The following is a 19,356-nucleotide window of genomic DNA, read 5'->3' as shown; positions in this document are numbered from 1 at the left end:
TCGCCATGATCAATCCGCACCGCTTTTCAATCGGCCCCGCCGGCGCAGAGATCGCCATGTTGCAATGGGGCGAGAGCGGCAAGCCGCCCGCCCTGCTCGTGCACGGCACCGGTTTCGTCGCCGATGTTTGGGACGAGGTCGCGCGCGAACTTGCGTCGACCTACACCGTCTACGCCCTCGACCGCCGCGGCCACGGCGCCAGCCACAAGCCCAGCACTTATCACTTCCTGGACTTCGCCGACGACGTCTGCCGGGTCATCGATGCGCTCGGGCTGCACGATGTCTACGGCATCGGCCATAGTGCGGGGGCGACCGACCTCCTGCTCGCGGCAAAGCTATTGCCCGGGCGTTTCACGCGCCTGTTCGTGATGGAGCCGACCATCATGGACCCGCGCGCGGCACGCGCTGGTGGATTGGACGGAGAGGCCCTCTCCCGCGTGCAAGGCGCGCTGCGCCGGCAGGCGGAATTCGACAGCCACGATGCCGTGTTCAACCGCTACCGCGCGGCGCCGGCATTCGTGGATTGGACCGAGACCTCGCTGCGGGCCTATGTGCGTCACGGCTTCGTGCCGCTGGGGGATGGCCGGGTCCGGCTCTGCTGCACGCCCGAGATCGAGGCAGCGATGCTGCGTCCGATCTACGAGGCGATGACGCAGGTTTACGTCGGCGACGCCCGCGGCAATCCTTTTACGTCGCTCACCGAGATCGACTGCCCGGTGCGCGTCACCACCGCCGCGAAGTCGGGGCCGATCTACAAGGTGATGGCAGCGCGCGCGGTCTCGCTGATTCCGCAGGTGAGCACGCTGGTCTTCGAGGGTGCCGGGCATTGCGTGGCGCAGGAGATGCCGGCGGCCGTGGTGGAAGCCGTGCGCGAACTCGCGAAAGAATTCGCGAAATAAGTCTCGTGCCCCGGACGCGCTGCAGCGTGCAACGCTGCTGCGCAGAGCCGGAGCCATCTCACCACGTACCGTGCGGCCTTCTAGGTCCCTGCTCTGCAGCGCACCGGCAAGAGGCGCTGCGCTACGTCCGTGACACGAGGCCTCACTCACGAAATCGTCATCGCATCCGGGAATAAGCCTCCCCCTCCCGCAATCACCTCCCCGAAGCCCAATTCCGGGCGAAGCGGAGAGGTGCGATGAGCGGACACGATCACGGGGACGACGGCGTCAGCCGCCGCAAGGTGCTGGAATGCATGACCTGGGCCGGCACGGGGGTGCTCTGGACCGTCACGGGCGGCGTGCCGCGCTCGCTCGGCATCATCGACGCAGCTGAAGCCGCGACGGCGGCCACGCCCGGCATGACCTTCCTGCAGATCAGCGACAGCCATGTCGGCTTCGACAAGCCGGCCAATCCCAACGCGCTCGGCACGCTGGAGGAGGCCGTCAACAAGATCAACGCGATGCCGGCAAAACCGTCCTTCATGATCCACACCGGCGACATCACCCACCTGTCGAAGGCTGCCGAGTTCGACAATGCCGAGCGCATCATCTCGCAGAGCAAGCTCGACGTACACTACGTCCCCGGCGAACATGACTTCCTCGACGAGGAGGTGAAGTTCTATCGCGAGCGCTACGGCCGCGGCACCAAGGGCCAGGGCTGGTACTCCTTCGACGCCGGCGGCGTGCACTTCGTCGGCCTCGTCAACGTCGTCGACCTCAAGGCCGGTGGTCTTGGCAATCTCGGCGCCGAGCAGCTCACCTGGCTCGCGGATGATCTGCGCGGCAAGTCGAAATCGACACCTGTCGTGTTGTTCGCCCACATCCCGCTCTGGACCGTCTATCCCGAATGGGGCTGGGGCACCGAGGACGGCGGCCGCGCGCTGGAGCTCGTGAAAGGCTTTGGCTCGGTCACCGTGCTCAACGGCCACATCCACCAGGTGATGCAGAAGGTCGAGGGCAACGTCACCTTCCACACCGCGCGCTCGACCGCCTTCCCGCAGCCGGCGCCGGGAGCCGCCCCCTCGCCCGGACCGATGAAGGTAGAGGACGCAAAACTCCGCTCCATGCTCGGCGTCGCCAGCGTCAACTTCAAGCAGAACGAGCAGCGGCTCGCGATCATCGACACGCCGCTGCAGGGCTAAGGTTGAACGGAAGCTGACAATGAAAATACTCAATCGCCGCGACTTCGGTGTCGACCTCGGTCTCGCTTTGGCCGCGGCCATCCTGTTGCCCGCAAAAAAAGCCCGTGCCGATAACGACCTGGACGTGCACATCGACAATTTCGTGTTCCAGCCGGCCGAGCTCAAGATCAAGGTCGGCACCACCGTGACCTGGACCAACCGGGACGACATCCCGCACACCGTGGTGTCGGCCGGCAAGTTCAGGTCCAAGACCCTGGACACCGACGACAAGTTCTCGTTCACCTTCACCAATGCGGGCGACTACAAGTATTTTTGTTCGCTGCACCCGCACATGACGGGGATGATCAAGGTTGAGTAACGTCTCCAACCAAGGCATCAACGTCTTGCCCGGCCGGTGGTCCCACGCCGGCCGGGCTCACGCGGCTTCGACCGCGGCGAAAGCGGAAGCAAAGCAAGAGGCAAAGCGAGGAGCGATGCCCGCCAACGACGATTTGCAGAAGGCGCAGCGCTTCCGCGAGGCGGCGCTACCCTATCTCGACGACGTCTATACGCTCGCGCGCTATCTCCTGCGCGACGCCTCCGATGCCGAGGATGCGGTGCAGGAGTGCTATCTGCGCGCGCTGAAGCACTTCGACAGCTATCGCGGGCCGGCGATGAAGCCCTGGCTGTTCGCGATCCTGCGCAATGTCTGCAACGCCGAATATGCGCGGCGGGCTCACCGGCCGAGCGCGATCGAGGATACGCCCGGCGCCGCCGAGCAGACGCCACTATGGCAGGAGAGTGAGGCGAGCCCCGAGACCGAGGTGCTGCGCAGCCGCGATGCCGGCGTCGTCCGCAAGCTGATCGAGGCGCTCGCCGAGCCATTCAGGGAAACATTCGTGCTGCGGGAGATCAATAACCTGTCCTATCGTGAAATCGCCGAGGCCGCGGGCGTGCCCGTCGGCACCGTGATGTCCCGCCTCGCCCGCGCCCGCGCCATGCTGCGCGCGGCCTGGACGGCGGAAGAGGAGCATTCGAAATGACCTGCGACGAAGCAAAGATCCTGCTTCACGCGCTGCTCGACAACGAGCTGGACGCCGGCCATGCGCGCGAGGTCGAAGCCCATATCGCTGGCTGTCCGGACTGCGCCGCCGAATTTGCCGCTCAGCGCGAGATGCAGCGCGTACTTGCCGACACCGATTTGCGCTACACCGCGCCCGCAAGCCTGCGCAGCCGGATCGAGGCTTCATTGCCGCAGCCGCAGCGCCAGCAGCCGAGCCGCCGCTCGGTGCTGCGCGGCTTTGCGATGGGCTCGGCCGTCTCCGCGCTCGCCGCCTCCGGCGTCGTCGCCGTGGTGCTGCGCCAGGACGACCAGCAGCGCATCCTGTCGGAGGTCGTCTCCGCGCATCTGCGCTCGCTGCAGGCCGGCCACCTCATCGACGTGGTCTCGACCGACCAGCACACCGTCAAGCCGTGGTTCAACGGCAAGCTCGACGTCGCGCCGCCTGTGATCGACCTCACCGCGCAAGGCTTTACGCTGGTCGGCGGCCGGCTCGACTATATCGACGCGCGCGCCATCGGCGCCGTCGTCTACAAGCGCCGGCAGCACGTGATCAACCTGTTCGTGTCGCAGACGTCGAATGCGGAATATCGCGCACCGAAGACCGAGACCATGCAAGGCTTCAACTGCCGCCGCTGGGGCAATCGCGGCCTGAACTTCTGGGCCGTCAGCGATATCGGCGCCGACGAGCTCGCCGAGTTCGTCGACAAGTTCGAGGCCGCGATGAAGGCGAACGTGGAGGGGTAGCGGCGCCTGCGCGCCGTTATTCGAGCGGAGGAAACCGTTCGAACACGGGCAGCTCATGCGCCCGCTCCATCCAGCCAATCCGTTCGGCGACCTGGATGTGCATCACGGCCGGAATGGCATCGGGGTCGTCATAGGTGCCGCTCTGGATGTCGATGACGTCGGGCATCAGGTTTTCGTTGATGTAGAACAGCCCCGTGCCGCAATCGGCACAGAAGTGCCGGCGTCCATGCTCCGAGGAGTGATAGATCTTCGGCTGGCCGCGCACCACCTTGACCGCTTCGCGCGGATACATCGCCCAGCCGACCATCGGTGCTCCGGAATGGCGACGGCAATCCGTACAATGACAGAGCGCGTGCACCATCGTCTCGCCGTTCACCTCATAGCGGATCGCGCCGCAATGACAGCCGCCAGTCACAGGCATCGCGCAGCTCCTCTCCCGGTCAGGTCAATGCCGGGAAAGTAAGTGCCGATTTGGGGTTTCAGGAGGCGGCCTGCTTCAGCAGGTCGCACGTCGCGACATCAGGCCGCGGCGGGGGCCTTACGCCGACCGCCGCACCGCGTTGTCCACCAGCGTCTTGCCGAGCGACCAGATCGCGCCGGGGACCTTGTGGCTGCCGGCGATGACGTCGTCGAAGGCGCGCTCGATCCAGTTGCAGTCTTCTTCGGTGATCGTGAGCGGCGGCAGCAGCTTGATGGTGTGGCTGCCGTGGCCGGCGACCTGGGTGAGGATCTTGTGGTCCTTGAACAGCGGCACGGTGATGAGCTGGCAGAACAGGCCTTTGTTGGCGGTCTCCAGCACGTTCCAGGAGGCGCGCAGCCGCAGCGACTTCGGCGGGCCGAACTCGACGCCGATCATCAGGCCCTTGCCGCGCACTTCCTTCATCAGCTCGTAGCCGGGCACCATGCGCGTCAGCGCAAGGCGCAGCTCGGCGCCGCGCTTGGCAGCGGACTCGATCAGCTTCTCGGACTCCATGACATCGAGCGTGGCGATGCCCGCGGCCATCGCCAGGTCGTTCTTGGAGAAGGTGGAGCCATGCACCACCGCACGGTCCATCTGGTTGAAGATCTTGTCGAAGATGCTCTTGCGCGTCAGCACCGCGCCGACAGGCACGTGGCCGCCGGACAGCGACTTCGACAGCAGCACCATGTCGGGCTCGACGTTCCAGTGCTCGACCGCGAGGAAGCGGCCGGTACGGCCCATGCCGGTCTGGATCTCGTCGGCAACGAACAGCGTGCCGTATTTCTTGCAGAGCGCGGCTGCGCCCGGCAGGAACTCGTCGGTGGGCATGTTGACGCCCTTGCCCTGGATCGGCTCGACGATGAAGGCTGCGACCTCGCGCGAGGCCAGCGCCTTTTCCAGCGCGGCCAGATCGTTGAACGGGATAGACGTGCAGCCCGGCAGCAGCGGCTCGAAGCCGGTGCGGAAGTTCGAATCACCCGTCAGCGACAGCGCGCCATAGGTGAGGCCGTGATAGCCGTGGGCGCAATAGACGATGCCGGGGCGGCCGGTGGCGCCGCGGGCGAACTTGATCGCCGCCTCGACGCATTCGGCGCCGGAATTGGCGAAAAATGCCTTGTCGAGATAGGGAACATATTTCAGCAGGCGCTCGGCGAGCACGCCGGCGAGCGTCGAGACGTCGAACTGGACCAGATTGGGCAAATCGGCGTCGAGCACGCTCTTGAGCGCCTCGCGCATGACCGGATGATTGCGCCCGATCGCGAACACGCCGAATCCGGACAACAGATCGAGATAGCGCGCCCCGTCGCGGTCGTAGAGGTACTGCCCCTGCCCCTTCTGGAAGCCGACATCGTAGCCGATGGTCTTGAGAACCCGGACGAACTGCTCGTTCAGGTACCGATTATGCAGGGCGCTGCGCTGGGCCTGCCGGTCCGCGAACAGCTGAGACATGTCTGGATTTGGACTGTGCATCCGCTACATACTTCGGTTGAGGGCCGTTTCGTCAACTGAAAACGGACCGTTACTGAAAACGGTCTGTGCGGCCTTTTGCCCTTTTTCGGACCATCTTCGCAAGCACAGCTTTAGACCATGTTGCACTGCCAAGGAACTCTCATGCGTTTAGCCCTTTACACCGGAATAATACTGGCTGGCGGTTACACCTGCCTGACCCCCGCGCTCGCCGCGGATCCGACCGGCGACTGGCGGGTCGCTGACGGCGTCGCCAACATCCGTGTCGCCCAATGCAGTGGCAGCATGTGGGGCGCGGTTTCCTGGGAAAAGCAGCCCGGCGGCCGCGATGAGAACAATCCGGATGTGTCAAAAAAGAACAGGCCGACCCTGGGCATGCCGACCCTGATCGACATGAAGAAAAAGCCCGGCACCGAGCAGTGGGAAGGTCAGGTCTACAACGCCAAGGACGGCCAGCTCTACAGCGCGACCATCACGCCTGTCGGCACCGACCAGCTCGAAATCAAGGGCTGCGTGATGGGCTTCCTCTGCGGCGGCGAGACCTGGACCCGGGTCGGCCCGCCGATTCCCTTGAGCACAGCCAACGCCATGGCGAAGGGTGGACCGAAGCCCACGGCGCCGAAAACCCAGGCAGCTCCGGGCACGACGGGCGCCGCGGCCCCTGCGCCCGCAGCGCCGAAGACCGCCGCCAAGCCTGGTCAGAAGGGTGCCGCCGACACGGTCGGCGACATCTGCCTACTCCCTGAGATTGCGGGGCTTGCCCATTAGGGCCGGCTGGAACAGCAGCACGGCGGCAAGCGTCGTCACCAGCGAGAGTGCGAGCAGCTTGCCCATGCTGGACGTGCCGGGATGGCTCGACAGCCACAGGCTGCCGAACGCAGTCGCCGTCGTCAGCGCACTGAAGAAGATTGCTCGCGTGAGGCTGGTCTGGAGCAGGTTCGTTCTGCCGGAGCGCCAGGCCACGACATAATAGATCTTGAAGGCGACGCCGACGCCGAGCAGCAGCGGGAACGCGACGATGTTGGCGAAGTTGAGCGGCAGGCCGATCAACACGCAGATCTCGAGCGTCACCGCGCCGGCCACCAGCAGCGGCACCAGCGTCATCAACACGTCGACGAACCGCCGCAGCGTGATCCACAGCAACAGGCCGATCACCAGTAGCGCGTAGATGCCGGCGTGAATGAACGCCTTCACCACGGTATCGCCGGACTTCAGGATCGAGACCGGCCCGCCAATCGCCGTCGGCTCGGCCGCGAGCACCGCGGCGGCAAATCTGCGCAGCGTGTCGTTGTCGTTGGGATCGCCTTTGGGCAGCGCCTCGACGCGGATGACGCCGTCCTTGCTCTTCCAGGCGCTGACGAGATCGGGCGGCAGCGAAGCCAGCGTGACCGGACCTGCCTGCATCGCGTTCCTGAGCTGGTCGAACACGATCTTCATCGGCGTGACGAACACGTCCTGCGCCTTGTTGCGCGTGGCCTCGTCGCCATTGGCGAGCTTCTCGAGCGCGTCCGCCAGCCGGCGCGAGGCGACCGCGCCGGGCCCCTTCGCATCACCGGCGGTCCGGCGCAGATTGTCGACCGAGGATTTCAGCGCCTCGACATTTTCCTGATCCGTCGGCGCCGCATCGATCTGATCGGGGTTGAGCGCGGGATTGAGCACCTTGGCGCCCTGCGCGATCAGCTTCAGCTTCGGCTGCTGGTCCTGCGGCACGAAGCTGTCGAGCGACATCACCCGCAGCACCTCCGGGACCTTCTCCAGCCTCGCCTCGACCTGCCTCGCCTGCTCCTCCGACGTGGTCATCACGTTGATGGCATTGGCGCCGGTGTTGGGATCCTTGCGCAGGTCGAGGAAGGTCGCGATCGACTCGGCATGCGGGTTGCGCAGGTTCATCGGGTTGAAGTCGAACTTCATGAAATAGAGCAGCGGGAGGCCGGCGAGCGCCAGCAGCAGCGTGCCGCCGACGACCAGCACGCGGTGCTTCTCCAGGAAGTGATCGAGCGGCGCCAGGAAGGCGTAGCCGACCGGCTCCTTCTCGCCGGGCGGGTTGAGCAGCTTGAGCATGGCCGGCAGGACGGTGATCGAGGACAGGAACGCCACCAGCATGCCGACGCCGGCGATCTGGCCCAGCTCCGCGATGCCCTTGTAATCGGTCGGCATGAAGCAGAGGAAGCCGGCCGCGGTCGCCATCGCCGCCAGCGACAGCGGGATCGCCGAACGCTTCGCCGCCAGCACCAGCGCACCCGTGAGGTCGTCGTGCTTGTAGCGCTCCGAGCGATAGCGGACGCTGTACTGGATGCCGAAATCGACGCCGAGGCCGACGAACAGCACGGCGAACGCGATCGACAGCAGATTGAACGAGCCCACCATCATCAGCCCGGCCGCGGTCGTGATCGCGAGTCCGACGAACAGATTGATGAACACCGCGAAGATGATCTTCGCCGAATGCAACGCCAGCCAGAGGATCAGCAGCACGACGAGAACGGTGCCGATGCCGTTGACGACGGCGCCTTCCTGGACGGTGGCGTATTCTTCGTTCGCGATCGGGACCGGGCCGGTCAACCGCACCCGCGCCTGGAATTTGGTCGGGAAATCGAGCTCGGCGGCAGCCTTGCGGATCGCGTCGGTGGCGTCCTTGCCGGGCTCCAGCGCGTTGTAATCGAGGATCGGCTTGAACTCGATGAAGGCGCGCTTGTCCGAATCCGACAGCGGCTGGTCGCTGACGAGCTCGCGCCAGGAGAAGGTCGCATTGCCCTTGTTGAGCACGGTCTCGACGGTCTGCGCGATCTGGTTGAAGGGCCGCTCGGTGCTGTCGAGCTTCACCTGCCCGCGCTTGACGCCGGCAAGCCCGGTCTCGAGCGCTCCCGTCAGGCCGCGGATCGAGGGATCGCCGGCCATGATCTCGATCAGGGGCGCTGCGGATTCGAACTGGCTGGTCGCCTTGGCAACCTCTTCGGTCGGCAGGAATAACAGGCCGTTGCGCTCGAAGAACTCGCCGGTGCCGAGCTGCTGCATCGACACGAAATTGGTCTTGTCGTCTTTCAGCTTCGCATAGAGCGCGTCCGCCGCGGCGGTCGTCAGCTCGGGCGTTGCAGTCTCAACGACCGCGAGAATCGTCGCGTCGCGGTCGAAGGCGCGGTCGAACTGCTGGTCGCGCTGCCGCCAGTCGAGATTCTGCGAAATCAGGGAATTGATGTCGGTGTTGATGGCGAAGTGCCGCGCGGCGTAATAGCCCGCACCTACCGACAGCAGGAGCCCGAGAACGACGACGAGGGAGGCAAACCGGGTGCAGGCCCTGACGATGGCAACGACTACGCTTTGCAGCACATCTTTTCTTTCTGGTGAACAGCTTGCCGAAAACGCCCGCTGTTTATCGGAGTTCCCCGGCGAAACCTATTGCTGTTTTGAGTGGCACTCGCCGCACCGAGGTTCGAGGTAAACGGCAAAGTCCGTCGCGAAATGCGGGCGGTCGGTATAGCCGGGGAGTTGAGGCGGGAAAGTGGCGATCCGGTGCGCACAAAGGTCGCCCTTTGCTCACCGGCAGCCCATATTATAATACCGCACATCTCAGCAGCCAGGGAACCTGGGTTCATTGACCTTTCCTTGCTGCCGATTTTTTGACACAAAGTATTGCGCCTCCATGCGCCGGAACCCCGATGGGGGTGGGTGGTTACCGCGTGCGCGAAACCAATGGTGCGGTTATTGCACCTGATTGGTCGGGATCGGGGTGCCGCCGGGGACTTGAAGCGGATTGGTGCAACTTGCGTGATGGACGTCCTATGGAAGTTTACCTAGCGCAACCGCGCGGCTTCTGCGCGGGCGTGGTGCGTGCAATCGAGATCGTGGAACGGGCGCTGGAGAAGTACGGCCCGCCCGTCTACGTGCGCCATGAGATCGTGCACAACAAATACGTAGTCGAGAGCCTGAAGAACAAAGGCGCGATCTTCGTCGAGGAGCTGTCCGAGGTTCCGCCGAAGGCCGTGACGGTTTTCAGCGCCCATGGCGTCGCCCGCAGCGTCGAGGAAGAGGCCGCCGCACGCGACCTTCCGGTGCTCAATGCCACCTGCCCGCTGGTCACGAAAGTTCACAATCAGGGGAAGCGCTACATCACCCGCGGCCGAACCCTGATCCTGATCGGCCATGCCGGCCACCCCGAGGTCGAGGGCACGATGGGCCAGGTTCCCGGCCCCGTGCTGCTGGTCCAAAGCGTTGAAGAGGTTAACGCCCTGACGCTGCCCGCAGATGCGCCATTGGCCTACATCACCCAGACCACACTGTCGGTCGACGACACCAAGGACATCATTGCGGCCCTCCAGGCCCGCTTTACAGATATTCAAGGTCCAGATATCCGGGATATCTGCTATGCGACACAGAACCGCCAATCTGCGGTAAGGGACTTGAGCAAGCTGGTCGACGTGATCTTGGTGGTGGGCGCTGCCAACAGCTCGAACTCGAACCGGCTCCGCGAAATCGGCACTGAAGCCGGCGTCGCGAGTTATTTGATTGCCGACGGCAGCGAGCTCAATCCGGAGTGGTTGAAGAATGCCAGGACCGTCGGCGTCACGGCCGGCGCCTCGGCGCCCGAGGTACTCGTGGATGACGTGATCGAAGCGATGCGGCGGATCGGACCGGTCAAGGTCCAGGTGCTGCCGGGCCGCGAGGAAAACATCGAATTCAGGCTTCCGGCCGAACTGGCTGCGAGCTGACCTACCCCGAATTCCAATCCCAGAAAGAAACCTGCAATGGCTATCCCCTTCTTCAAGGAAATGCGTATCGGCGGCTATTTGCTCAAGCAGAAACTGCTTGGCCGCAAACGCTATCCGCTCGTGCTGATGCTGGAGCCGCTGTTCCGCTGCAACCTCGCCTGCGTCGGCTGCGGCAAGATCGATTATCCCGATGCGATCCTCAACCGTCGCATGACCGCGCAGGAGTGCTGGGACGCGGCCGACGAGTGCGGCGCGCCGATGGTCGCAATTCCCGGCGGCGAGCCGCTGATCCACAAGGAGATCGGCGAGATCGTGCGCGGCCTCGTTGCGCGCAAGAAGTTCGTCTCGCTCTGCACCAACGCGCTGCTGCTCGAGAAGAAGCTCGACCTGTTCGAGCCCTCGCCCTATTTGTTCTTCTCGGTGCATCTCGACGGCCTGCGCGACCACCACGACAAGGCGGTGTCGCAGAAGGGCGTGTTCGACCGCGCCGTCTCCGCGATCAAGGCGGCCAAGGCGCGCGGCTTCACCGTCAACGTCAACGCCACCATCTTCGACGGCCACCCGGCCGAGGAGATCGCGAAATTCCTCGACCTCACCGTCGAGCTCGGTGTCGGCGTCTCGATGTCGCCGGGCTACGCCTATGAGCGTGCGCCGGACCAGGAGCACTTCCTCAACCGCACCAAGACCAAGAAGCTGTTCCGCGACGTCTTCGCGATGGGCAAGGGCAAGAAGTGGAACTTCATGCATTCCGGCCTGTTCCTGGACTTCCTCGCCGGTAACCAGGAATACGAGTGCACGCCGTGGGGCATGCCCGCGCGCAACATCTTCGGTTGGCAGAAGCCCTGCTACCTCCTCGGTGAAGGCTACGCCAAGACCTTCAAGGAGCTGATGGACACCACCGACTGGGAAACCTACGGCACCGGCAAGTACGAGAAGTGCGCCGACTGTATGGCCCATTGCGGCTACGAGCCGACGGCGGCGACCGCAGCCCTCAACAACCCGCTGAAGGCGATGTGGGTGTCGCTGCGCGGCATCAAGACGACGGGCCCGATGGTGCCGGAGATCGACATGTCCAAGCAGCGCCCGGCGCAGTACATCTTCTCGGAGCAGGTCCAGAAGAAGCTCTCGGAGATCCGCAAGGACGAAGCCGCGGCGGCCGCGGAGAAGGCGGCGCGGAAGGCTTCGACGGCTGCGTAAGCGCACGAGTCGGCACGAACGAAAAGGCCCGGTCGCCACCGCGACCGGGCCTTTTGCTTTGTTCGCCGCGAGCGCCCGCGGAGGCCGGAATCAATCCGCGTGCTGTGCTCCCTGCCCCCTCGCTTGGCGCTATTTCAACCGCTCGACGTTCGCTGCCATATCGGGAGCGCGACCGACTCGGTAGGTCGCGTTGCTGCACTTCAGCACCCACACCTCGCGATCGGGCTTTGATCGTTTGCTGTCCTTGACGGCGCTGAGCGCCTTCTCGCACGCAAAGCCCTGCATCCGTATCTGCGCCGCGAGCATGGTCGGCACTGTTTCCTGGGCGGTTTGGGCGAGGCCGGCCGTCAGTCCGCTCATCGTGCTTGCCAGCACCAGTAAGCCAAGCGTCTTGTACATGTGATTTCCTTTCACTGAGGCACCTGCTCATCACCGGCGCTCGATGAACCAGAACGCTGCCGTTATTCCGATTGCATTGGTCGAGATCGACAGGGCTCGACGTTCGATCGCCGGCGGAAAATCAATGCGCTGTCTCCACCGTCAATCCGGCGGAGAGGAAGCTATCGTTGCTGACGGACCATGTCGAGTTGTTGCGCGCGGCGTTTCGTGAGATCCGCCAGAGCCATCCATTCACGATCGCGGCGAGATCGATTTTTGGCAACTATCCTCCCGATTGGGCCGGCGATCAGGCCAGCGATGGCCGCGATTACGGAGAACGGTGATCGGGACGCGATGGGTTTCGCAAGGGCTCAACCCATCCTGCGGAGTAGCGCTTCAAAGCCATAAGGCCCGGTCGCCACCGCGACCGGGCATTTTGTTTTGTCCCGCTCAAGCGCCAAGGAGAGGACCGGAGCGATGTGCGGGGCTACGCTCCCTCTCCTCCTTGGTTGGGCTTCCTTCATGCAAGAGGTGAACAACAACCCCATGCATGCCGCGGCTTTCGCATCAGACGTGTTGGCGTCACATCAGAAATGGACCTCGGTACGCATGCCGAGAACCACGGCATTGTCGGTCTTCACACCGGCGGCGTTATAGCCGCGGCCGCCGGGATTGATCACATACTGCGCGTCGAACTTGAGGTTCAGCCAGCCGGTCGCCTGCCAGCCGTACCAGACTTCGATCGGCACTTCGTTGCCGCCCGCGTTGGGGCTGAGGGCCGCCGAATTCACGTGGGTCGTGCCCACCGCGAAGCCGACTTCGTCCTGGGGACGCCAGCTGAACGTTCCGGTATGCCGGAAGCCCAAGGCGATCTGGTAGTCCTGGAACGACGTCCGATGATCGGCAACGGTCGTATTGAGGAAGGTATACCAACCCACCGCACCGGGACCGTCAACGGTCAACCGTTGCAGGATCGACTCGTAGACGCCGTACCGGCCGCGTCGATCTCCGAGATTTTGATCCGGGACGCCTCCAGTGCCGGGGATGGTGGAGATGATACCGGGAAGGCCGCCATCGATGGTCGATGCGCTGTCGTACCAGCCGCCAAATCTCCAGGTCCCGTTCAAGGGCCCCTTCGGCGCCCAGACCAACTCCACCGGCACCAGCACGCCGCTGGCGGGACTGGAGTGAGGGACGCCCGGCAAGTAGTAGACGGTCGGATCGTCCGTCGTCAGATAATTCGGATTGGCGTCGTAGACGCCGACCGACAATTGAAAATCCTTGGCGAAGTTGTAGTGGACGACACCGGCCCATTGGCTCACCGGCCAGTTATAGATGTAGCCGCCCTGGATGTTGCCGGGCTGGCCGCCGCAGAAGGTCAGGTTGATGAACTCGCACAGACCGAAGAAGAAGTCGGAGCCGACTGGAAGACGGCCGCCCTTGAGTTCAAGCTGATCATTGAAAAGCTTCTGCGAGTAATAGAGTTGGGTCAGGCGAAAGATATTTCCGCGGCCGAAAACTTCGTTGGTCAGCTGCAAGGCCGGAATGCCTGCCTCGGTATTCAGGTTGTCGCCGAAACGCTGGACCAGCGTGAGGCCGACCGTGCCGCCCGGGATGCCGGCAAGCTTCGCCATATCGAGCTTGGCACCGAACCACAACTGTCCGGCGTTGGCCGCGGTGTTCCTATCTCCTCCCGACAGGTTGCCGACGGTTTCATTGCCCAGCGTCAAGCCCAGATCGATGCCCTGCTCCTTCAGCCTCGTTCTGCCGAGATCGCCGAACAGATAAGGTCTCGTCCAGAAGTCGTCGGCGTCCACATAGGGAAGAGGCGCGGCTTTCGTTGGAAAATCGGCCGCGTGTACCGCACCGCCAATCAGCGATGACAAAGCAATCCCCACACCCCATGCACATGCGGTGTTCAAAAACCTGGGCAACATTTTTCTCGTCCTCCCGCCGTCTCAGGCTTTGTCATTCTTGCCTCACGTTCCCGCCAAGCCATCGAGCCTGGAACGCGCTCCTTCCCCAGCACACCGTCGCAGCCGCGCGCCCCCGAAGCTGCTTTGTGTCGACTGGAGCCTGGATCCGTCATGCCTGGTCGCCCGTTCTTGCCGGCAGCGCGTCCACGCCGCGCGGTGCTGCGCCCTGCTGTCCTTCAAATGCCGATCTCGGCGCCGTGCGGGCGAGGCCGGCCAGCGCCATCTTGCGCCGCCGTCGGGCCTGCAACTGATGATCCGCCAACACGCCGATCAGAATCACCGTCCCCATCACCGCAAAGTTCAGGGAATTGGGAATGCCCAGGATATTCACGAGGTTCTGCAGCACCTGCAGCAGCGCGGTCCCCAGCACGATACCGAGGATGGAGCCCTCGCCGCCGCGCAGGCTGCACCCGCCGAGGACGGCAGCCGCGATCGCGTAGAGCTCATAGAAATTGCCGAAGGAGCTCGGCGACACCGAGTTCGTGTAGAACACGAACAAGACTGTTGAGACTCCGGCGAGCCCGCCGCTGATGATATAGGCGGTCGCGATCACGATATTCGTGTTGATGCCCGAGAAGCGCGCCGCTTCCTCGTTCTTGCCGACGGCATAGAGCCAGCGCCCGTAGACCGAGCGGTGCAGCAGCACGCCGAGGACGAGCGCAAGGATGATCAGAAGGATGAAGGTGTTCGGGATGCCCGCGACATTGCCCGAGGCAATGCTGCTCAGCGTCCCGGCCTCGTCGCCGTAGCCGAAGCCACGTGTCGAGTCGCTGGTGTAGTAGCGGGCGGCGCCGCGATAGATCAGCAACCCGCACAGCGTCACGATGAAGGGCTGCATCTTCAACCGGGTGACGAGGAAGCCCTGAATTCCTCCCAGCGCCAGCCCGCCCAGCAACACGGCCAGCAGCGCCAAGGGCCAGGGAACCTGATACGTCGTCAGAAGGTCGATGAATATGACGCCGAGCAGCGCGAACATCGAGCCAAGCGAGAGGTCGATGCCGCCGGTGATGATCACCAGCCCCTCGCCGAGCGCGAACACACCGAACAGGCCGATCAAATTGGCCATGTTCAACAAGTTCACCAGCGACAGGAAGGCCGGATTGATCACGCCCGTGACGGCGGAAATCACCAGCAGCAGCAGGCCCAGGCCGAGTTCTTTCTTGTTCATGGCGCAGCCCCTTCCACGGGGTCCGGCGCCTGGCCGATTGCAAGCTGCAACACGTTGTATTCGCTGAACTGCGGGCGCTCCAGCACGCCGCTGACGCGCCCTTCATGCATCACCGCGATCCGGTCGGAGACGCCAATGACCTCCTCCATGTCGGAAGAAATCATCACGATCGCGACGCCCTGGTCGGCGAGCTCGCGCATCAGCGCGTAGATCTCACTCTTGGCACCGACATCGACGCCACGGGTCGGCTCGTCGAAGAACATCACGCGCGGCTGCATCGAAAGCCACTTGCCCAGCACGACCTTTTGCTGGTTGCCGCCGGAGAGCGTCACGGCCTCCATATCGATGCTCGGCACCTTGATGGAGAGGCGCCTCACCTGCTCTTTCGCGACCTTGCGCTCGGCCGGGCCGCTGACCAGCCACATCCGCGCATAATTCAGCAGGCTGGCGAGCGTCACGTTCTCCCGGATCGGCAACTCCAGCACGAGCCCGGATTTCTTGCGGTCCTCCGGCATCAGATAGATGCCTTGCCTGATCGCGTCCCGCGGCGATGCGACATCGACCGGCGCGTTGTCGATCCTGATCTCGCCGCCCAGCTGCGGATCAATGCCGAAAGCCGCGCGGGCCAGGGAGGTGCGACCGGCGCCCACGAGCCCTGCCAGTCCGATGATCTCGCCATGCCGCACGGAAAGATCGATCTGCCGGTCGGGAAAGGCCGATGTCACGAGGCCGACGATGTCGCAGCCGCCCGGCTGCGGCGCCCGCTTCGGCGGCGTGTGCAGCGCCTTCAGGTCGCGACCGATCATCAGCCGGATCATTGCGGCGTGGCTCAGCCTGTCCCGCGCCAGCTCTCCCACCGTTCGTCCGTCGCGGAGCACCACGACGCGGTCGGCGCAGGTCATGATCTCGCTGAGCCGGTGAGAGATGTAGATCACCGAGATGCCGTGCGCCTTCAGATCGGCAATCACCTCCAGCAGCCGTTCAGTCTCCGAAATCGTCAGGCTGGAGGTCGGCTCGTCCATGATGATCACGCGGGCGTCGATCGAGAGCGCCTTGGCGATCTCCACCAGCTGACGCTCGGCGATCGACAGGTTGTCGACCAGCGTGTCCGGGGTGAAATCGGCGCCCAGCCGCTCCAGCAGCGGCGTCACGCGGGCGCGCATCTCCGCGCTGTCCACCAGCTTCAGCGGACCGCCGACAAGCCTCTCGCGTCCAATGAAGACGTTGGCGGCGACGTCGAGATTCTCGAAAAGGTTCAGCTCCTGATGCACGAAGGCGATGCCGGACTGCGTCGCCTCGTTCACGGTCATACGGGCGTGCTCGGTGCCGCCGATGCGGATCACGCCCTTGCTCGGCGCGATCACGCCACCCAGCACGCGCATCAGCGTCGACTTGCCGGCGCCGTTCTCGCCGATCAAGCCCAACACCTCGCCGCGGTACACACGCAGGCTGACATCATCGAGGGCCATGACCCCGGGATAGGACTTGCTGATCCCGGCGAGTTCGAACAGGATTTCCGCCATTCATCTCCTCCCGCACGACGTCCGACGGCCGTGCCGCCGGGCGTCGAAAGGCGCTGAAAGTCACTTCTTCAGCAGGCCCTTCAGATTTGCGGTGAACTCCGCGACGTTGGATTTGCTGATCACTTGGGTCGGCACGATCAGCTTGCTGTCAGCCGGAATCCAGGACTTGTCGCCGTTCAGCGTCTTGATGATGTTGGTGGCGGAGAGGTACCCGAACTCGTACGGTTGCTGCACGACAGTGGATTCGATTGTGCCGTCGGATATTCCCCGCAGCGTGCGCTGGTCCTCGTCGAATCCGACGATCTTCACCTTGCCGGCCTTGCCCGCCGCCTTGACCGCGTCATAGATCAGCGGTGTCTCGTAGCTCCAGAGGCCGGACAACAGCGCAATGTCGGGATATTTGACGAGCACGTTCTCCATGTTCGCCTTGGCCTTGGCGAAGTCGACCTGGTCGGTGAACACGTCGACCAGCTCGACCTTGGTGCCGGCGATCGCTTCCTTGATGCCTTGCACCCGCTCGCGGGCATTGTCCGCGTCCATCGTGCCGACGAACAGCGCGATCTTGCCGCCGTTCGGCAGCGCCTTCTTGATCTCTTCGCCTGCTTGCCGCCCGGCCGCGACGTTGTCGGTGCCGATATAGGCGAGACGATTGCTCTGCGGCGCGTCGCTGTCGGTCGTGATCAACACGGTCTTGGCCGCAACCTTGTTGAGCTGTTCGGTCGCGTGCGGCGCATCGTCGACCGAGATGGAGATGCCGGCGACGCCGCGCACCAAGAGGTCGTCGAGCTCGCGCCGCTGGCCCGCCGCCGTGCCTTCGTTGGTGACGATCAATTCGATGTTGTATTCCGGGTGCTCCTTCTGCGCCTTTTCGAGCCCGCGGCCGGCGATGGTCCAGAAGTCGGCTGCAACGTTGGTGACCAGCGCGATGGTCTTCTTCTGCTGGGCCTGCGCCACACCCGTCGCCATCGCGAGCGCCGCGGTCGCAAGCAACGGCACTAGCAATTTCTTCATCGATCCGTTCATGTTTCAGCTCCCTTTGGCCACCCCGGATGAGGGGCTTCAGACGCTTTTGCGCCTTATTTTCTTTACGAAGCGAAGAAATGTCGCAGAGCAAAAACATCGAAATTGGGATGTACTGCCCCCTTCTTCACGCGGAAATAGTACATGAGGCATGACATTAGTAAATATGACTCTCAATCGTCACCCATTAGCTGTGTTTTTTCGATCACACTACCCTTTCACTCATTCATTAACTTCACTTAATGAATTAAAGAGGCAGCATGGTTGACCAAATTGAGCAGCCGAGACGAATTTCCAGCACCGCCCGCGGCTCGAATCGCGGCCGCCTCGTGGAGGTCTTGCGACGTCAGGGGCCGTTGCCGCGTGTGGAACTCGCCCGAAGCACGGGATTGAGCTTCGCCGCCGTCTCCGGCCTGACGTCGAGACTGATCGCGGAAGAGTTGCTGTGCGAGACCGAGACGGCGCCGACCTCATGGTCCGACGACACGGACGAAGACGATGCAGAGGGGCTGAACGGCCGCCGCCGCGGCCGGCCGGCCGTGCTGCTGACCCTGAACCCGGAGTTCGGCCGCATCATCGCGGTCTCGCTCCGCATGAATCTGATTGAAACACTGATCGCGGATTTCAGCGGCTCCGGCCTGGCGCAATCGCGGCTCGAAATCGCGACGCGGGCTCTCGATCCGGGCGCGCTGTGCGATCTGGTGATAGCGCAGATCGATGCGATGCTTGAGGCGACGGCCACGCCGCGCCATCGCCTGTTGGGAATCGGGATTGCCCTGCAGGGGATCGTGAACGCGGACACCGGCCGGCATCTGTGGAGTCCGGCGCTCTCCGTCACCGATGTCGATCTGGTGAAGCCGGTGCGCGAGGCCTTCAACGCCGAAGTCGTGATGGCGAATGACGCTGTCGCCGTTGCGCTCGCCCTCACCGCCGCGGAGCCGCCACTGGCGCAGGGCCTCTCGGCCACGATCATGGTCGGCCACGGCGTCGGCATGGGCGTCGTTGTCGACGGCGAAGCGCGCTGGGGCGCCGGCGCCGGCAGCGAGATTGGCCATATCAAACTGGGATCGAACGGGCCGCAATGCCGCTGCGGCCAGCGCGGCTGTATCGAGGCCCATCTGGCCGACTATGCGCTCTACCGCGACGCCCGCACATTTCTCGACCTGCCGCCGGCGGCGGCGCAACAGCCTTCCGAGGCGCAGATGGCCCTCCTGCGCGAGCGAGCGCGGGGCGGCGACCCCCGTCTCGAGCACGTATTTCAGCAGGCGGGCCGCGCGCTTGCCGAGGCGGTCGCGGCAACGATATCCGTGCTGCGCCCACACCATGTGATCCTGGCGGGACCCGGGCTGCAGGCATTTGACATGATGCGCCGCGCCTATGAGGAGCGGCTCGAGCAAGCGGTGCTGCCATGGCTGCTCAAGTCCACGGCGATCTATCTGCGTCCCAGCGAGTCGGCAGCAATTGTCGAGGGCATGATGCGACGGACGCTGTGGGTCGTGGACCGGAACCGCATGGAGACGACCGACTGAGCATGCACCAAAACGCAAAAGGCCCGGTCACCAATGGTGACCGGACCTTTTATTTTATCGCATCAAGAG

At 64.0% G+C, this 19,356-nt stretch carries 17 protein-coding genes; 9 read left to right on the top strand and 8 right to left on the bottom strand.

Annotated features, from left to right (window positions below):
• Positions 1–5 precede the first annotated feature (5 nt).
• The 5 genes from WN72_RS16040 to WN72_RS16020 all read left to right on the top strand — a co-directional run bounded on the left by WN72_RS16040 (position 6) and on the right by WN72_RS16020 (position 3,866).
• Positions 6–899, top strand: coding sequence for an alpha/beta fold hydrolase (locus WN72_RS16040; protein WP_092217179.1), 894 nt, complete (start codon positions 6–8; stop codon positions 897–899).
• Between the two features lie 236 nt (positions 900–1,135).
• Complete coding sequence (locus tag WN72_RS16035; protein WP_092217180.1) at positions 1,136–2,080, top strand: metallophosphoesterase family protein; 945 nt, start codon at positions 1,136–1,138, stop codon at positions 2,078–2,080.
• 19 nt (positions 2,081–2,099) lie between these two features.
• Positions 2,100–2,438: a cupredoxin domain-containing protein gene (locus tag WN72_RS16030; protein WP_092217181.1), complete on the top strand. Its 339-nt coding sequence runs from the start codon at positions 2,100–2,102 to the stop codon at positions 2,436–2,438.
• Between the two features lie 115 nt (positions 2,439–2,553).
• Positions 2,554–3,102 carry a sigma-70 family RNA polymerase sigma factor gene (locus WN72_RS16025; RefSeq protein WP_027558710.1) on the top strand — a complete coding sequence of 183 codons (549 nt, stop codon included), beginning with the start codon at positions 2,554–2,556 and terminating at the stop codon, positions 3,100–3,102.
• Complete coding sequence (locus WN72_RS16020; protein ID WP_092217182.1) at positions 3,099–3,866, top strand: anti-sigma factor family protein; 768 nt, start codon at positions 3,099–3,101, stop codon at positions 3,864–3,866. The genes WN72_RS16025 and WN72_RS16020 overlap by 4 nt, the downstream gene beginning before the upstream one ends.
• A gap of 16 nt (positions 3,867–3,882) precedes the next feature.
• On the opposite strand, the gene WN72_RS16015 is transcribed toward WN72_RS16020, so the two are convergent.
• Entirely contained in the window at positions 3,883–4,287 is a 405-nt protein-coding gene (locus WN72_RS16015; protein WP_092217183.1) for a GFA family protein, read from the bottom strand.
• A 117-nt stretch (positions 4,288–4,404) separates the two neighbouring features.
• Positions 4,405–5,796: an aminobacteriohopanetriol synthase HpnO gene (gene hpnO / locus WN72_RS16010; protein WP_027558707.1), complete on the bottom strand. Its 1,392-nt coding sequence runs from the start codon at positions 5,794–5,796 to the stop codon at positions 4,405–4,407.
• Between the two features lie 141 nt (positions 5,797–5,937).
• Between hpnO and WN72_RS16005 the strand changes: the two genes are divergently transcribed.
• On the top strand, positions 5,938–6,561 hold the full coding sequence (locus WN72_RS16005; protein ID WP_167380915.1) for a DUF2147 domain-containing protein: 624 nt from the start codon (positions 5,938–5,940) through the stop codon (positions 6,559–6,561).
• Here the strand turns inward: WN72_RS16005 and hpnN are convergent.
• Complete coding sequence (gene hpnN, locus WN72_RS16000) at positions 6,529–9,117, bottom strand: hopanoid transporter HpnN (protein ID WP_092217185.1); 2,589 nt, start codon at positions 9,115–9,117, stop codon at positions 6,529–6,531. The two genes, WN72_RS16005 and hpnN, sit on opposite strands and share 33 nt — an antisense overlap.
• A 452-nt stretch (positions 9,118–9,569) precedes the next feature.
• On the opposite strand from hpnN, the gene ispH reads away from it, so the two are divergent.
• Together ispH and hpnH are read left to right on the top strand one after the other, a co-directional pair.
• A complete protein-coding gene (gene ispH, locus WN72_RS15995) occupies positions 9,570–10,496 on the top strand; it encodes a 4-hydroxy-3-methylbut-2-enyl diphosphate reductase (RefSeq protein WP_092217186.1) in 927 nt (308 codons plus the stop codon).
• Between the two features lie 36 nt (positions 10,497–10,532).
• Positions 10,533–11,693, top strand: a complete 1,161-nt coding sequence (hpnH, locus tag WN72_RS15990; protein ID WP_027558703.1) for an adenosyl-hopene transferase HpnH — start codon at positions 10,533–10,535, stop codon at positions 11,691–11,693.
• Between the two features lie 129 nt (positions 11,694–11,822).
• Here hpnH and WN72_RS15985 read toward each other — a convergent pair whose 3' ends face one another.
• From WN72_RS15985 to WN72_RS15965, 5 genes are all read right to left on the bottom strand, one after another.
• On the bottom strand, positions 11,823–12,092 hold the full coding sequence (locus WN72_RS15985; protein ID WP_027558702.1) for a hypothetical protein: 270 nt from the start codon (positions 12,090–12,092) through the stop codon (positions 11,823–11,825).
• 566 nt (positions 12,093–12,658) lie between these two features.
• On the bottom strand, positions 12,659–14,008 hold the full coding sequence (locus tag WN72_RS15980; RefSeq protein ID WP_092216977.1) for a carbohydrate porin: 1,350 nt from the start codon (positions 14,006–14,008) through the stop codon (positions 12,659–12,661).
• 148 nt (positions 14,009–14,156) lie between these two features.
• A complete protein-coding gene (locus WN72_RS15975) occupies positions 14,157–15,215 on the bottom strand; it encodes an ABC transporter permease (protein ID WP_092216976.1) in 1,059 nt (352 codons plus the stop codon).
• Complete coding sequence (locus WN72_RS15970) at positions 15,212–16,738, bottom strand: sugar ABC transporter ATP-binding protein (RefSeq protein ID WP_092216975.1); 1,527 nt, start codon at positions 16,736–16,738, stop codon at positions 15,212–15,214. Before WN72_RS15970 ends, WN72_RS15975 begins: the two co-directional genes overlap by 4 nt.
• A 60-nt stretch (positions 16,739–16,798) precedes the next feature.
• Positions 16,799–17,761 carry a sugar-binding protein gene (locus WN72_RS15965; RefSeq protein ID WP_084334242.1) on the bottom strand — a complete coding sequence of 321 codons (963 nt, stop codon included), beginning with the start codon at positions 17,759–17,761 and terminating at the stop codon, positions 16,799–16,801.
• Positions 17,762–18,018: 257 nt separating this feature from the next.
• Here WN72_RS15965 and WN72_RS15960 point away from each other — a divergent pair, with 257 nt between their 5' ends.
• Complete coding sequence (locus WN72_RS15960) at positions 18,019–19,287, top strand: ROK family protein (RefSeq protein ID WP_092216974.1); 1,269 nt, start codon at positions 18,019–18,021, stop codon at positions 19,285–19,287.
• The last annotated feature ends 69 nt before the right edge of the window (positions 19,288–19,356 follow it).

The organism is Bradyrhizobium arachidis, assembly GCF_015291705.1.
In the GTDB taxonomy this organism is placed as follows: Bacteria; Pseudomonadota; Alphaproteobacteria; order Rhizobiales; family Xanthobacteraceae; genus Bradyrhizobium; species Bradyrhizobium arachidis.
This window is presented reverse-complemented; position numbering and strand designations above follow the sequence as displayed.

Excerpts from the sequence above, each read along its gene's own strand:
- WN72_RS15980 (WP_092216977.1), bottom strand. The coding sequence starts at position 14,008 with ATGTTGCCCAGGTTTTTGAACACCGCATGTGCATGGGGTGTGGGGATT.
- hpnO (WP_027558707.1), bottom strand. The coding sequence starts at position 5,796 with ATGCACAGTCCAAATCCAGACATGTCTCAGCTGTTCGCGGACCGGCAG.
- WN72_RS15985 (WP_027558702.1), bottom strand. The coding sequence starts at position 12,092 with ATGTACAAGACGCTTGGCTTACTGGTGCTGGCAAGCACGATGAGCGGA.
- WN72_RS16040 (WP_092217179.1), top strand. The coding sequence starts at position 6 with ATGATCAATCCGCACCGCTTTTCAATCGGCCCCGCCGGCGCAGAGATC.
- hpnH (WP_027558703.1), top strand. The coding sequence starts at position 10,533 with ATGGCTATCCCCTTCTTCAAGGAAATGCGTATCGGCGGCTATTTGCTC.
- WN72_RS16005 (WP_167380915.1), top strand. The coding sequence starts at position 5,938 with ATGCGTTTAGCCCTTTACACCGGAATAATACTGGCTGGCGGTTACACC.
- WN72_RS16030 (WP_092217181.1), top strand. The coding sequence starts at position 2,100 with ATGAAAATACTCAATCGCCGCGACTTCGGTGTCGACCTCGGTCTCGCT.
- WN72_RS15970 (WP_092216975.1), bottom strand. The coding sequence starts at position 16,738 with ATGGCGGAAATCCTGTTCGAACTCGCCGGGATCAGCAAGTCCTATCCC.
- WN72_RS16015 (WP_092217183.1), bottom strand. The coding sequence starts at position 4,287 with ATGCCTGTGACTGGCGGCTGTCATTGCGGCGCGATCCGCTATGAGGTG.
- WN72_RS15960 (WP_092216974.1), top strand. The coding sequence starts at position 18,019 with ATGGTTGACCAAATTGAGCAGCCGAGACGAATTTCCAGCACCGCCCGC.
- WN72_RS16025 (WP_027558710.1), top strand. The coding sequence starts at position 2,554 with ATGCCCGCCAACGACGATTTGCAGAAGGCGCAGCGCTTCCGCGAGGCG.
- WN72_RS16035 (WP_092217180.1), top strand. The coding sequence starts at position 1,136 with ATGAGCGGACACGATCACGGGGACGACGGCGTCAGCCGCCGCAAGGTG.
- WN72_RS15975 (WP_092216976.1), bottom strand. The coding sequence starts at position 15,215 with ATGAACAAGAAAGAACTCGGCCTGGGCCTGCTGCTGCTGGTGATTTCC.
- ispH (WP_092217186.1), top strand. The coding sequence starts at position 9,570 with ATGGAAGTTTACCTAGCGCAACCGCGCGGCTTCTGCGCGGGCGTGGTG.
- WN72_RS16020 (WP_092217182.1), top strand. The coding sequence starts at position 3,099 with ATGACCTGCGACGAAGCAAAGATCCTGCTTCACGCGCTGCTCGACAAC.
- WN72_RS15965 (WP_084334242.1), bottom strand. The coding sequence starts at position 17,761 with ATGAACGGATCGATGAAGAAATTGCTAGTGCCGTTGCTTGCGACCGCG.